This is a genomic window from Bacillus altitudinis (assembly GCF_001191605.1).
GTDB lineage: Bacteria > Bacillota > Bacilli > Bacillales > Bacillaceae > Bacillus > Bacillus altitudinis.
The window spans coordinates 2,637,769-2,652,067 of sequence record NZ_CP009108.1 but is presented as its reverse complement, the minus strand read 5'-3'; the positions used below and the strand labels follow the sequence as shown (position 1 = coordinate 2,652,067).

At 39.4% G+C, this 14,299-nt stretch carries 16 protein-coding genes; 5 read left to right on the top strand and 11 right to left on the bottom strand.

Annotated elements, in window-relative coordinates; all coding sequences use genetic code 11:
* Positions 1-61: 61 nt before the first annotated feature.
* Both ID12_RS13305 and ID12_RS13300 read left to right on the top strand, forming a co-directional pair.
* Entirely contained in the window at positions 62-1,927 is a 1,866-nt protein-coding gene (locus ID12_RS13305) for a DNA ligase D (protein WP_050827290.1), read from the top strand.
* Positions 1,928-1,961: 34 nt separating this feature from the next.
* Positions 1,962-2,657, top strand: a complete 696-nt coding sequence (locus ID12_RS13300; RefSeq protein ID WP_008343947.1) for a YoaK family protein — start codon at positions 1,962-1,964, stop codon at positions 2,655-2,657.
* A gap of 39 nt (positions 2,658-2,696) precedes the next feature.
* Here the strand turns inward: ID12_RS13300 and ID12_RS13295 are convergent, their stop codons facing one another.
* From ID12_RS13295 to ID12_RS13270, 5 genes are all read right to left on the bottom strand, one after another.
* Entirely contained in the window at positions 2,697-2,918 is a 222-nt protein-coding gene (locus ID12_RS13295; RefSeq protein WP_008343948.1) for a hypothetical protein, read from the bottom strand.
* A gap of 462 nt (positions 2,919-3,380) precedes the next feature.
* Complete coding sequence (locus tag ID12_RS13290) at positions 3,381-4,493, bottom strand: response regulator aspartate phosphatase (protein ID WP_035391960.1); 1,113 nt, start codon at positions 4,491-4,493, stop codon at positions 3,381-3,383.
* Between the two features lie 244 nt (positions 4,494-4,737).
* Entirely contained in the window at positions 4,738-5,748 is a 1,011-nt protein-coding gene (locus ID12_RS19035) for a BclA C-terminal domain-containing protein (protein WP_080987796.1), read from the bottom strand.
* 44 nt (positions 5,749-5,792) lie between these two features.
* Positions 5,793-6,137: a DUF3992 domain-containing protein gene (locus ID12_RS13275; RefSeq protein ID WP_008343952.1), complete on the bottom strand. Its 345-nt coding sequence runs from the start codon at positions 6,135-6,137 to the stop codon at positions 5,793-5,795.
* 74 nt (positions 6,138-6,211) lie between these two features.
* Positions 6,212-6,865, bottom strand: a complete 654-nt coding sequence (locus tag ID12_RS13270; RefSeq protein ID WP_017367305.1) for a CotZ-related putative spore coat protein — start codon at positions 6,863-6,865, stop codon at positions 6,212-6,214.
* Between the two features lie 386 nt (positions 6,866-7,251).
* Here ID12_RS13270 and ID12_RS13265 point away from each other — a divergent pair, with 386 nt between their 5' ends.
* Positions 7,252-7,623, top strand: coding sequence for an iron chaperone (locus ID12_RS13265; protein ID WP_008343954.1), 372 nt, complete (start codon positions 7,252-7,254; stop codon positions 7,621-7,623).
* A 57-nt stretch (positions 7,624-7,680) separates the two neighbouring features.
* Here the strand turns inward: ID12_RS13265 and ID12_RS13260 are convergent, their stop codons facing one another.
* Together ID12_RS13260 and ID12_RS13255 are read right to left on the bottom strand one after the other, a co-directional pair.
* Positions 7,681-8,262, bottom strand: coding sequence for an undecaprenyl-diphosphatase (locus ID12_RS13260; protein WP_008343955.1), 582 nt, complete (start codon positions 8,260-8,262; stop codon positions 7,681-7,683).
* Positions 8,263-8,402: 140 nt separating this feature from the next.
* Complete coding sequence (locus ID12_RS13255) at positions 8,403-8,945, bottom strand: GNAT family N-acetyltransferase (protein ID WP_017367304.1); 543 nt, start codon at positions 8,943-8,945, stop codon at positions 8,403-8,405.
* A 165-nt stretch (positions 8,946-9,110) separates the two neighbouring features.
* On the opposite strand from ID12_RS13255, the gene ID12_RS13250 reads away from it, so the two are divergent.
* Entirely contained in the window at positions 9,111-9,572 is a 462-nt protein-coding gene (locus tag ID12_RS13250) for a macro domain-containing protein (RefSeq protein ID WP_017367303.1), read from the top strand.
* A 106-nt stretch (positions 9,573-9,678) separates the two neighbouring features.
* Here ID12_RS13250 and ID12_RS13245 read toward each other — a convergent pair whose 3' ends face one another.
* The 3 genes from ID12_RS13245 to ID12_RS13235 all read right to left on the bottom strand — a co-directional run bounded on the left by ID12_RS13245 (position 9,679) and on the right by ID12_RS13235 (position 12,636).
* Complete coding sequence (locus tag ID12_RS13245; protein WP_041092234.1) at positions 9,679-10,152, bottom strand: antitoxin YezG family protein; 474 nt, start codon at positions 10,150-10,152, stop codon at positions 9,679-9,681.
* Positions 10,152-12,074: a T7SS effector LXG polymorphic toxin gene (locus ID12_RS13240; RefSeq protein WP_050827289.1), complete on the bottom strand. Its 1,923-nt coding sequence runs from the start codon at positions 12,072-12,074 to the stop codon at positions 10,152-10,154. The genes ID12_RS13245 and ID12_RS13240 overlap by 1 nt, the downstream gene beginning before the upstream one ends.
* A gap of 142 nt (positions 12,075-12,216) precedes the next feature.
* Positions 12,217-12,636, bottom strand: a complete 420-nt coding sequence (locus ID12_RS13235) for a MarR family winged helix-turn-helix transcriptional regulator (protein WP_007499409.1) — start codon at positions 12,634-12,636, stop codon at positions 12,217-12,219.
* A gap of 112 nt (positions 12,637-12,748) precedes the next feature.
* Here ID12_RS13235 and ID12_RS13230 point away from each other — a divergent pair, with 112 nt between their 5' ends.
* A complete protein-coding gene (locus tag ID12_RS13230; protein ID WP_050827288.1) occupies positions 12,749-13,735 on the top strand; it encodes a YhdH/YhfP family quinone oxidoreductase in 987 nt (328 codons plus the stop codon).
* A 131-nt stretch (positions 13,736-13,866) separates the two neighbouring features.
* Here the strand turns inward: ID12_RS13230 and ID12_RS13225 are convergent, their stop codons facing one another.
* Positions 13,867-14,202, bottom strand: a complete 336-nt coding sequence (locus ID12_RS13225; protein ID WP_050827287.1) for a hypothetical protein — start codon at positions 14,200-14,202, stop codon at positions 13,867-13,869.
* Between the last annotated feature and the right edge of the window lie 97 nt (positions 14,203-14,299).

The window sequence follows — 14,299 nt, the reverse complement described above, 5'->3', positions numbered from 1 at the left end:
TATGTTTATGAAAATTTCATCCCACTCTAAGAACACATGATGTAAGGAAGTGAAAAACATAATGAAACCGATGCGTTTAACGTCTGCACATGATATTCCTGTTGGAGCAGACTGGCTGTATGAATTAAAATATGATGGCTTCAGGGCCATTCTTATATGGGAAAAAGACGCCATCCATTTAGAGAGCAGAGCGGGAAAACGATTAAACAAACAATTTCCTGAAGTCATTGAGCAGTGCCAGCAACTAACAAAGCAGCTTGCACCTTTTTTACCGCTGACCCTAGATGGAGAATTGGCCTTTTTACTGAGTGAACAAGAAAGCGACTTTACAAAGGTTCAGCAAAGAGGTCGCCTGAAAAACACAGAAACCATTCAACGCCAGGCTAAGCGGTTTCCATGTCATTTGATTGCATTTGATCTATTGAGATGCAAAGGGAAATCCCTCGTTGATTTACCGCTGATTGAAAGAAAAGCTGAGCTGCATGAGGTGTTCCAAGCAGCAAATCTTCCTCCCTCCGTTCAGCTGAATCACCCTTCTCTTCTTCAAATCATCCAAACCGATAGCAGCCCTGATGACATGAAAAAAATCATGCTGACCTATTTAGCGGAAGGATTAGTTGCTAAAAAGAAAATGAGTAAATGGCAGGAGCATACCCGCTCGAAAGAATGGCTCAAAATCAAAAATTGGCGGTATGTATCTGTCATCGTGACTCGTTTTGATAAAGACAATGGCTATTTTCAAGGATGTCTTTATCAAGAAACGAATCTCTTAGAGGTTGTCCAATTTAAGCATGGTTTTTCTAAAGAAGAAGAACAAACCCTGCGCACCTTATTTCTAACCAAAGGTCAAATGACTGGAGCATCACATTATGAAATCCCACCATCCATTGTCGCAAAGATTGCCTGTATCTCTTTTGATGGATCAGCCTTACGAGAGCCCCGGTTTTCTTCGTTTTTATTCGCTGCAGATCCAGCAACGTGTACCTTTCAACACATGCTCAAACAGCTTTATCCGCTCCCAGCTTTGATTGACGTCACCCACCCAGAGAAACCGGTTGTACCTGCCCTTCATATCACAAAGGCAGATTACTTACTTTATTTGAGGCAAGCCGCTCCCTATTTATTGCCCTTTTTACGTGAAAGACGTCTTACGTTAATACGCTTTCCTCATGGCACTGGTGGAGAATCTTTTTATCAAAAGGCAACGCCCGATTATGCGCCTGATTTTGTTGAGACAGATCAAGCGCACGATATGTCTTACACAATCTGTAATGATCCTAATACGTTGCTTTGGCTTGGTAACCAGCTGGCGATGGAATTTCATATTCCTTTTGAAACGAGAGATACAGATCGGCCTGTAGAAATTGTATTTGATTTAGATCCGCCTTCTGTTAAAGAGTTTCACCTAGCAATAGAAGCAGCCAAACGAATCAAGGCCATTTTAGATGGACTCTTTCTCACCGCATTTATTAAAACAAGTGGTGGGAAAGGGCTACAAGTTTATATCCCATTGAAGAAAAATGCCTTCACATATGAACAAACTAGACAATTCACTGCGTTCATCTGCCAATTTTTATGCGAACAAGCACCCGAGCTGTTTACGCTAGAGCGTCTAAAGAAAAACCGCGGCAACCGTTTATATTTAGACTACCTTCAACATGATGCTGGAAAAACAATCATCGCCCCGTATTCCCCGAGAGGAAACGAGCTCGGACTTGTTGCAACACCGATTGAATGGGAAGAATTAAATAGCGAAGACTGTCACCCTTCTTTATTTACGATGCCGGCTGTTATGAAACGTCTAAAGGAAAAAGGCGATCCATTCCGGAAAATGAGGCACCATGTGAATGATGATTCTTTTCGACAAGTTTTATATCAGCTGCAGGACATGTTACCAGCTCATAAAATGGACATACGCGGTCATTAAGCGTTACACTTATTCATTAGATAGGAAGAAAGGGATGACTATTTTGACCGCACACTCAATACGAAACATTGCCCTGATGTTCTTATGTCTTACCGCAGGAATAGTGGATGTTATTGGCTATTTAAGCCTGGGGCATGTGTTTACAGCAAATATGACGGGAAATATTGTACTGCTTGGCATTGCAGCAGGCAGTTCATTGCAGTTAACCGCTCTTCATTCCATCACGGCACTTAGCGGATTTGTTCTAGGTGTTTTACTAGCTGTTGTCATAGGTGGAAAACAAGAAAAAACATTTTGGCCAAAAGCCGTTACACGCATCTTTATCATAGAAGTCATCATCTTGCTTCTATTTGCTCTTATGACCATTTTTCCTTATACGCAAGGTGCTTATTTTATGCTGATTATCCTTTTAAGTATGGCGATGGGCATGCAAACGGCGGCCGCACGCAAATTAAATGTCGCTGGCATTTCTACAACAGTTTTAACGAGTACACTTGCTAACTTATTTGAAGATTTGGCGCAGCGCTTATCAAATCGGGAAAAAAGAAAAGCCCCTATTCAACATGTGAGCTTGCTGCGAATCGGTTCTATTGTCTTTTACTGCCTAGGAGCTGCTTTAGCAGCATACACAGATGCGTACGATCCGTTTATCATCATTTGGCTGCCTATTTGCATCCTAGGGGTTATCGTGATCACAGCTACATTTAAGCACTTTCACCAATTGAAATAGCCAATCTTAGATGGCTATTTCAACCACTGTGATAAAACATTAATAACTTCTTACATAAAAACCAGGAGGACGCCCCATAATGAATGTGGAGCCATATGGAGAATATCCAGAAAACGTCCCGAACCCTCCATATCCAGGGTAACCTCCTAAGCCCGAGAATACGCCAGGGCTCACATAATACCCGCCAAAGCCAATATGAGGGCCCACTGCACCTCCGCTAAAACCGCCGCCATGAAAGCCTCCATATACCCGAGGATCCATACAATCACCTGCCTTCAACTTACACTTCATCTCATCATATGCGTGACAAATGGAGCGGTGTTCCCACTTTTGTAACAATTTCTATGTACTATAGACCAATTTGATGAAATTTGAATGAAAAGTCCTGCAAAAAATTAAATTAAGCAAAGAAAGGTGACCTTTTTAACTTGTTGCTCTGCCCTATATTTATTTAGAATAATGGAGCAGGTAACAAATTTGCACACCCCCTTTGTTGCGAATTCTTCTTATTAAACGTTCTTGCAGCGTTTAATAAGAAGAGCCTATTTTCACACATATAAAAAACCCTTGCTGATCATCATCAACAAGGGCGAGAAATGATTGGGTGATTAACCACCAATGATTTTTTCTGCTACTTCGAAAGAACCCGCTACATTTTCAGTTAAAACAGCCGCAGCGACCGCTAAACCCACAACGAATAATACTTTTAATCCTGTTTTCATCTTATATCAACCCCATTCTTTTCATATGTAAATCCGCTTCTAAACTTTTATTCAAGTAAAAAACAGACTGCTCATAAAGTGCTTGCTTTTCACAATACTTTGCAGCAAAGTGAGAAAGCTCTTTCACTTCATGATATTCATTCTTTTCTTCTAACTTTCTTAATTTCTCATTAATTTGCTGAAATCTTTGTGGCACATTCGTTAAGTAAAGATCATGTACGATGCCTATTTTGAGCTGAAACACTTCATGAGAAGCTTCTTTCATTCGGGCATATGCAGCATCTATATACTGACTTGCACGCTGCTTTTCACCAATCACACAGAGTTCCCGGCTGATCAGATACGTAGAATGGAAAAAGAAATCTGAATCATAATACTCTTGATGAGACAATGCTTTTTCAAGATGTCGTATAGATTCTTTCGGTTTATTCCAAAATGAATATAAAATGGCGACATTATGATGGTGCTGAGCCAGCATAAAATCATCCTGTTCGCTCGTCAACACCTCTTCCGCCAAACGATAATTCTCAAGCGCTTCTTCGTACCTGCCAATCTCTGTAAGGTTGGCTGCAATAAGAGAATATGAAAGTGCAGTTCTTCTTTCATAGTGCTTGTGACGTTTATAGACGTGTAGAGCCCTGCGAATATAACTTAATGAAAGCATGATATGACTCAGGCGATAGTAAAGCCACGCGACCTTAAAATCGAAATCAGCGCGTTCGATTTCACTTGGAATTTTATCTAAGAGCTTTTCCGCACTTTGATACATCTGTAATGCAACCTCATAATTCCCCTGATGCTGTTCATACACACCCTCATAAAAATCAAAATAGTAAGCAAGGCGATTAGACAAATCATCATCTTTTTTCCCATAATGGCCTTCTTTACTTTTCGTTGAAACATTGCCTTTTTGCCCTCTTAAATTGTACATCAGAATATGATGCCTTTTCTCAAGAAGAGAATAATACATGAGGATGTCAGCATCATCAATTTCCTCTACTGCTTGTTTCGCTTTAGCAAATAGCCGTTCTGCCTCATCTGCATGATCTTTTTTGATTTCCATGTTCCAGTCATTTAATAGTGATGCCAATTCCGCCACAGGAACTTTGCTCATTCTACACCCCCAATCACCTTCAGCTACACCACATGATTTCACTAAATATGGAACTTCTATTAGCAATTGCTAATTCGTCCATTTGACATCATTTTAATATGAATCACTTGAATCTTCAATAACCGATTCCTTTGTTATTGCGTTTCTTTCTCCTAGTCAATGATGCATACACTAAAAAATCCGTCTTTTTTCTATTAAAGGACACGGTTGAATTGAAAAAAAGCCCTTATTGGGCTTTTTGGATTTATTCCAATCTGATAATGGTTAATGCCGCTCCAACAGATCCCCCGCCAAGTAATACTACGGTTGCGACTAAACCGAATATTTGAAGAGAAATTTGATTCCCTGCTGCAAGTGTTGTAATGAGAGATACATTGTAGGTAGATGTAGATAAAGCAGGTGTTAAAATAGACCCTGCTATGGGGGTTCCGTTGTTAATTACTCTTGTTCCTGCCAGAAGTGCAGCGTTTGTATTTACTTGATACGTGATGAAATATCGTCCTGAAACAGGTACAGTAAACACCGTATTACCACCACTTACGGTAAATCCATCTAAACTTTGGTTATTAGGCAGCGTCACTGCCGTTCCGCCCAAAACAACCAGCACCGTACTTCCCGACGTATTGGATGCGTACATCGAGTTAGTTGTTAAACTAGTACCGGTTGGACCTGTGTCACCTGTGGCTCCGGTTGGACCAGTTACTCCTGTTGGACCTGTGGCACCAGTTGTGCCCGTTGCACCGGTTGAACCCGTGGCTCCAGTCGGGCCGGTTATTCCTGTTGAACCCGTGGCTCCCGTTGGGCCAGTTACTCCCGTTGGGCCAGTTACTCCCGTTGGGCCAGTTACTCCCGTTGGACCCGTCGATCCCGTTGAGCCCGTGGCTCCCGTTAAACCCGTCGATCCCGTTGAGCCCGTGGCTCCCGTTGGACCAGTTATTCCTGTTGAACCCGTGGCTCCCGTTGGACCAGTGACTCCGGTTGAACCCGTGGCTCCCGTTGGACCAGTGACTCCGGTTGAACCCGTGGCTCCCGTTGGGCCAGTTACTCCCGTTGAACCCGTGGCTCCCGTTGGACCAGTTACTCCTGTTGAACCCGTGGCTCCCGTTGGGCCAGTTACTCCCGTTGAGCCCGTTGCACCGGTTGGACCAGTTACTCCTGATGAACCCGTGGCTCCCGTTGGGCCAGTTACTCCCGTTGAACCCGTGGCCCCGGTTGGACCAGTTATTCCTCCACACATATTAAGTTGGGCGCACATGTCTCTCACTACTTTCAAACTGTGGAATCATCAAGACATACACACTAATACTGATAATTGAGAGAAAACGAAACGACAATACTTCCAGTCGAGGTTCCACCAGTAGCTAAAATCCCAATTGAGTTCAGATCACTGAGCGTAATGGATCGACTCTCTCCTGGCGGTACCGTGAAATCAGGAACAGCTGTACCGTTTACCTCTAAAGCCACGGTAGGTGCCACAGCCACAATCCCATTGTTTTCCACCATGATGGTTCCGTTTATGACATAAGGTGTTCCATCTGTCCAGACGACAACTGCATCAGCTGCTGCTGCTAAATCAAGTGTGAAGCATACTGCATCATTTACAAAGCCCGCTTGTTCATTACTACATCCGCCTAAAATAGCCATTTTAACCCTCCTTCAACCTAATCTTGATAGACTATGATCCATTGATATTGGATGATTGTGCGATTATCACAGCTTCAAAGCTTTATTTTTCTTCTTTGCACCATGTTGATTTGCATGTCTAATCGTGCTTGCACACTTTCAGTTGATGGAGATTTCAAGATAAATTTCACATCTTTCACAGTAATCGCACGACTTTCTCCTTTTTGGACAAGAAGATCATAACAAAATGTACCAGTTTGAATCCTAATTGCGACTGGTACATCCTGATGATCTTGATGATGCAACACAACAGTTGCCGTATTGAGAAATTTTGTTCCATTCCGCCATACTTCCACCGAACTGGACGATGTGGAAAAACAAAGAAAGATGTGGTGAGATTCTATGTTTTTTAAAATAAGCGCATCATATACAGGAAGCTCTACTTCAATCATTCCACATAAAAAAGAAAGATCGACAAGAATTTTCGAACTAGATCGATACAAAACTTTTTGACAGCATGTTGATCTATTGCAGCACGGTACAAGAAGTTCCAACAGCACACAATTTTGCTTTTCATTGATAGAGCTCAAAGAAAAATAGCAAGTCTTAAACACACTTCTTTCAAAAAACACCCATGAGTAAAAAGGTTCCCCATCTTCCATGGTGAGCAAAAAGGGAGAACTCATCGAACGTTTGTGAGTAAAGCCTTCTAATTTTGTTTGATTGTTTATCTCTTTTAGTTTACTCATCAACAGGTTTGTCACTTACAATCAGCCCAATTCCATGCTGTATACATAACTATATGGTCTTTTATCATATGTGCCTTTGACTATTTTGTGCGCGATTGGATTAGATGATGAGCATAGCTTTTCATTTTTCAAGTTTCTCTATATAATATGAACAAGAACTTCCGTGCCTCAGTAGCTCTAGAAGGGAAGAGCGCCGTAAAACAATTGTAGCTGGCGGGTCGCAAGGCAAGGGTTTCAGAAGCACCGAAAAGCAAATGAGCTGAGACAGGTGAAACTCCTGTCGGTGAAATTCCGTAGGGAAGCGTGTTGCCCCCTAGCCTATGCTTACGAAAGGAGTGCGGGTTCGAATCCCGTCTGAGGCTTGATGAATATGGAGGATGAAAACAATGCAGGTTTTTGAAGAATATGTAAGCAACATCGGTCATCCAGAGCTGAAACAGCGCATGCAAGACATCTTACAATGGATTTCAGACACATTCCCTCAATTAGAGCCCAGAATTGCTTGGAATCAGCCCATGTTCACAGATCATGGCACATTTATTATCGGATTTAGCGTCGCAAAACACCACATTTCTGTCGCACCAGAAGGAAAAGGGATTGATCACTTTTCAGCAGATATTGTACAAGCTGGTTATGACCATGGAAAAAAGATGTTTCGGATGAAGGAAAGCTTACCGATTGACTATCCTCTACTTAAAAAAATCATTGAATTTAACATTGAAGACAAAGCAGATTGTTCCACATTTTGGCGAAAATAATAAACACCCCGATCTGATTTCATAACAGATTGGGGTGTTTTTTCGTGGACTTACATTTTATTTGGTTCTCTCTCCTGCCCATTTCTGCTCCACCCATTCAAAGCACGACAGAAGCAGGCTAACGCCCTTTTGGAATAGCGGCAAATAAACAACCGTTACCGCCGTTAAACAAGCGATCACAGCACCTGCCAGCACATCAAATGGATAATGAACACCTACCCAAATCCTTGAAAATCCTACAGCGCAGGCAATGAAAAGCCAATAAATACGACGCTTGTGAAAAAGCCATAAGACTATACAAATGGAAAAAATAAAAATGGTGTGATCACTCGGAAAAGAGTTGTTCACTTCCTTTTCGATTAAAAGATTAACATGATTCAATTCTGCAAAGGGCTGCTGATTGGAATAAAAGAGCCCAGCGACTTTCCCTAACATCTCTGCCAAGATAAAGGTCAACCCAGCAGATATCATCATCCATCTGTTTCTTCTGCTCCGATTTTGAAACCACATGATCAAAAATATGATCGCAATGAACATCACTGAATATTCAGCCAATCCAATAAGAACTGGATTTAAGACATCGTGATTCATACTAAGTTGATTAATCGACCGAAATACCCGTTCATTAAACTCCTGCATCTCATTTCATTCCTTTTGCTTCGTTTAGGAAAAGGATAAATGAAAAAAGAAGACCGTGACATCGATCGAGCGAACAAAATAAAGGGATCATCTCACATTTTTGTTACTTCGTTGTCATTCGGATACCAAGAAACAAAGCACTATTTAGAATGATACTGCTCCCATTCTTTTTTCAGCAAAGCATATTGATAGGTGTTTTCATATTTGAGGGTGCCATCCTCATTTGTAGTAAATGAAACAAACTCAAGAAAGAAGCCTTCTTTCCTCATGCCTAAACGTTCGCATAATGTTTGAGATCGATCATTGTCATCCTCTACATATGCATATAAACGCCTTGCTCCTTGATTGACAAAAAGATATGACAAGAGCGCTTCAGCACTTTCACGGGCATATCCCTTTCCTTCATATGACGCATGAAAATTCCAGCCAATCGAATACGTATCCGGCTCATCTTTTAGATAAAACAGTTCACCGATAATCAACTGACTTTCTTTTAAACAAACCGCCATATAAGAGTGATCTGCTTTTCTTTTTTGCACCTTAGCTACCGCTTCTTCTAATGTAGAGATTTGATCATCCAGAAAACAATTCACTCTTGGTTGAGACAAGTATGCAAGCATTCCGGGTGCATCTTCATCACGAAATGGTCTAAGAATTAACCGATTTGTTTCTATTTTATCCATAAGACTCTCCTTACTACTTTTTCTTTATCTTTCACTATTTTAGATGTCATGGACTGTTTTTGCCAATTTGATCGTATGAACGTATCCATTTTTTTAAACATAATGTCATCAAAACTGATATAATAGAACATAAGTTTGCATTTTATTGAAAAGGGATGACTTGAAATGATCAAAACGGTAGAAGGCAATATCTTAGACGCAGAAGAAGACATCATCTGTCACCAAGTGAATTGTAAGGGTGTCATGGGAGCAGGGTTAGCAAAGCAGATCAAAAGCAAATATCCAAATGTGTATAAAGACTATAAACGGTTATGTGCAGAACAAGGAGATGATTTATTAAGCTCCGTTCAGCTCATCACAACGAGCGACGGAAAAACCATTGCCAACTTATTCGCCCAAGTTGGATACGGAAGAAAAACAAAACAAACAGATGACGACGCATTACGCAGCTGCTTTGAACATCTAAAACAGACAGTGACAAATCTAAATGAAGAGCATCCCCTTCATTCTATCGCCATTCCTTATGGGATCGGCTGCGGCTTGGCAGGCGGCGATTGGACGATTGTTCGAGAGATGATGGAAGAGGTTCTTGGCGATTGTGAAGTGACGGTTTATCGGTTTAAATAGGTGAAATGAGAAATTCTAGAGTGAATAAGAGCACCCTTTCTGCTTGGAATGAGTGCTCTTATTATGTTCTCTAGTCTGTATTTCTTTAATATTCTCAAAACGATTTTTACTCCAAAGTAGAAAGGTACTTTTCTAAATGTTTTTTACCCGAATTGCTTTTAGGTATAATGCCTAGATGATTATATTTCCAAATAGTTTTTCTTTCATGAGGGTTTGTATTCGAAAGGTCATCATAATTAAACTCTATATTTAAATATCCTGTTTCATCAATTATCATTGTAAAATTTGTCCAAGGTGCTTGACCACTTTGTTCAAACACTCTCCCAAGTTCTTGGATGTAGTCGACTAATTGATGCCACCTTTCTTTGTATTCATGTTCACTCACTTCAAACAATTCAGTTATCTCATGACTATATACCGGCTTACTATCATTTTCTTCAGGTAAAAAATAAAAGTAAGCAGTCTGTGAACCTTCAACTACCTCACCATATAAATAGACCTTTTTCCACTTGACCGGTATGGTTTCCACTACAACATCAACTATCAGCTTATATACATATTCTAGTTCTTCTTCTTTCATTACTTTTTACCTCCATACACATTATCAAATCGTCTGATTTCCCATTCATCATCACCGATTTTATACTTAATATCAAAAGTTTCAGGACGTAGAGAATCAGCCTTATAGTTAGGAGTTATTTTCACTTTAACTTCATCACCATTTTGAAGAGCATCAGCCCAAGTGTTCTCAAGTTTTTTCCATTCACCTTTGTTTAAATTTCCATTCATTGGAACAAGATTATCAATATCGCCTGACCCTTTGAAAATTGACGCAATTAAATGTCCACCATCATCATCCAGTAATCTGTCCGGCTTACCTGAATTGGATTGAGCATATTGATTTCTTTTGACCTCTCCATATTTTAAATCACTTGCTTCGACTTTGACAATGCGTCCGTAGTGATCTGTTGTGTAGGTGTAACCTTGCTTTGTTGAATAAACGACATTCGGTTTTAATACCTTTTTGCGTTTCCACCGCACATAGTGATCTCCGTAACTGACAACGGTCGGTGGTGATTTGGGTGCTGGTAATCTTCTGCCTGTCTGAGAGATTCCGTATCCTGAATTGTTGTCTAGTCGCTTTGCCATGGAGAGAAGTTTATTTTTGAGATTTTCTCCATCAAACACGTTATACGGCAGCTTCGGGCCACCAGCCATTTGAAACTTTGGTGAGTATGGCAATAGATTCGGAATGGTGACGTTACCGATTGATTTTGCTCCTTGTTCAAGGCCTTTCTTCATTGTTGTTTTGGCAGCTGTTGTCCCTGTTTTTGTGATGGCTCCTGCCCCTTTAGAACCAAAGACAATTTCTGCAAGAGAACCAGTCGCATAGGCGAACCAGTGTGACCGTGAATACGCGTCACCATTTATGACTTCTTTTTGGAATGAGTCTGAAATCGATTTTCCAATCGCTTTCGATGTTTCAATTGGATGTGAAACAGCCGTTACAACTGATTCCACAGCCCCACCAGGGTCAGTGACAAGATCATAGATTCCGGTCACTGTATCTTTTGCCACGTCATATAGACCAACTGCAGCACCTTTTACACTATCAATGAACACCTCCGATGCTTCTTCCTGTGCTTTGATTTGGAGAAGCTGACTGTAATACATTTTTTGATCATATGTGAGATTCTCATAACCGATCTCATCTACAATCTCAAAGTATTTCGCTTCTGATAGACACGAAGGATCATTGAGCTTTTCTTTCAGTTCTTTGATTCTTCTTTTTTCTTTTTCTTCTTTTTTCACCTTTAAATAGGCTTTCACTTGAGCATCAATCTGATCATGGTTCTTGTACACGTCTGTCTCATGAAATGCTTTTGCATCATAATACATTGGCTGCGCATTCTTTCCTTTTCCAGTAGCAGCCATCATCTTTGCATAAAATGTGTTGAGGTGATTCTCAACCGCTTCTGACTTTGCGTATTCCGTTTTCAAATCATTGTCTATTTGATGTAAAACTTCAATGGTCTCTTTTCTTTTTTTGTTCGCATCGTCTAAATGTTCATTGACCTCTTTACTTGAAAAAGTATGTAATTCAATTAAATCACTAATATCGTCAAAAATAGTGGAAAGTGCCTCTTTTTGTTCTTTGACCATATCTTTATTGTTCTGAATCCCTTGTTTCAATTGAGTGTCTAAAAAGTGCTCATCAATAAAAGTACTCCCGCCTAATGATTCATCATCAAGCTTTCCTTTCACCCCATCTAAAAAAGCTTTCTGCATATCGATAAAATCAAGATATGTGTCTGTGTACAGCGCAAGATCCTCATAAAAAGATTTGATATTGTCTGCACCTTTTCCAGTAAATTCATCACCTAAGCCCGACACACTTTTTATTGCTTTTTTCACAAGTTTCATTTCTTCTTGAAGCTCATCATAGGCCTTTGATCTCTGTTCTACAGCTAATAGTAAAGATGGAGCATCTAATATTTTCATATAAAAAAGACTCCTTTTATGGCATATTCTTTTACTAGAATACCATAAGGAGCCTGACACTTTAATCCACTTTATCGTTTTTTAACCAATTATCTATCAGAGCTACCTCTTGATACATAAGTAACTTGTTTATAAAAATACATCATTTAAAGTTATTGATAATTGTATACAATGCTTTTTTTAGCACAACCTTATCATCATTTGACAAGTTTTGGAGCGCTGTATTGTTCAGCTCAATTGTTGCTGCTTCAACTTTTTCTCTAATGGCTAAAGATTTTTGAGTCGCCTCTACTAAAATATTTCTTCGATTTTTTGGATCTATTGTGCGTTCAATTAAGTCCGCTTTTTGCATTTTATCTAAAATTCCAGAAACTGTTGAGGCTTCTAAATACACAAGTTCTCCAATTTGTTTGGGAGATAGCTGGCCCTCTCTCCACAAACAGTTCAACACACCATATTGAGCGGGTGTCAAATCACATTCCTCTAAAAGCTTACTAAAGTACTTAAACACTTTATTTTGACTAACACTTAGTAAAAAATTTATGCACTCTGATAATTCCATTTTATCTCCCCCACATTGACTTTACCTATAATATCATGGTAGTTTTTCAATTGAAATACTTTTGCACCAGAAATGTTTTGCGATAATACATTTTTAGAAAGGAAGATAAATAATGGATTCATTTAAAGCGATACTAGTGACAGAACAAAATGATCAAGTGAGTTATGATCTTCAAAATGTAAGTGTGAATGATTTATCTGAAGGAGAAGTATTAATTAAAGTTGCATATTCTTCAATCAATTATAAAGATATGTTGGCTGTTCAAAAAAATGGAGGTGTTATTCGTAACTATCCGATGATTCCCGGAATTGATTTAAGTGGAACGATCGTTCATACAACAGATCATCGTTTCGTAGAAGGTCAACAAGTGATTGTCACAGGTTTCGCTATGGGCATGAGCCACACTGGAGGTTTTTCAGAATATGCTAGAGTACCTGCGGATTGGATTGTTCCTTTGCCAAATAACTTGACTTTAAAAGAAGCAATGATTTTTGGAACAGCAGGCTTTACAGCCGCTCTTTCGATCATGGCTTTACAGGAAAATGGTATGAATACAAAAAATCAACCTCATATACTCGTTACAGGTTCAACTGGTGGAGTTGGTAGCATCGCGATACAATTATTATCTAAAATTGGGTACAAAAATATTCATGCTTTAGTGCGTAAAGATCATCAAGTTGACATTGCAAAATCTTTAGGAGCAACTGATGTCATTTTTGCAAACGAGTTAGGAGAGCTCAAAAAACCATTAAACAAGCAAAAATATGACTTCGTCTTAGATACCGTAGGAGGAGATGTGGCTTCTGTCATAATCCCTCAAATTTCTTATGGTGGAAGCATGAGCATGTGCGGGAATGCAGGTGGAATTAAATTAACAACAACTGTGTTACCTTTTATTTTAAGAGGGATCAACCTTCTAGGGATCGATTCTGTAAATGTACCAATCAATAAACGCAAAGTCATTTGGAACGAGATAGCAAACGAATGGAATATCGCCCAAACGACTCTAGTCAATGAGATTACTCTCGATACGTTACCTGAAACAATTGAAGCCATTAAAAATGGCCAACATTTAGGAAGAACAATTATTAAATATTAAACTCTATTTGAACTATATTATACAAGACTACCAATCCATATACCCCATGCTCTTAGAGCATCAATACCAAGTAAACACAAAGCTAAAAAAGGTGAAACTATACTCCACTAAATAATAAAAGAAAAACTCTATTATAAGGGTTTTTCTTTTTTGGAATCGTACTCTTTAATAATATCAATTGGATCAATCGCATCATCATCTTGTGTATATTCCTCTACATAAGGAGTAATTAATTTCTCAAACTGCTTTTCATCATCCACTAGAGCAATACAAGTTTCATACCCTTCAAAATCAGATGGGTATAAATTTGCAACAGCACTACCGGTTTTTAAAGCCTGATCTATCGCATTTTTTAATTCCAATAGACCCTTCCTGTTTCCTAAAATCAATGCTTCTCTGTGATGAGTTTCTTGAGCATATATATTACACATCTCTAAAACATCATCATCATCCACTTGAATAGACATATAAAAGCACCTCCGAAATTAAATTTAGTTCATTATATAATTCTTAATGTCAACATGCCAAAGAGCCATGACCTCAAACGTCTGATCCCAAAAGTGA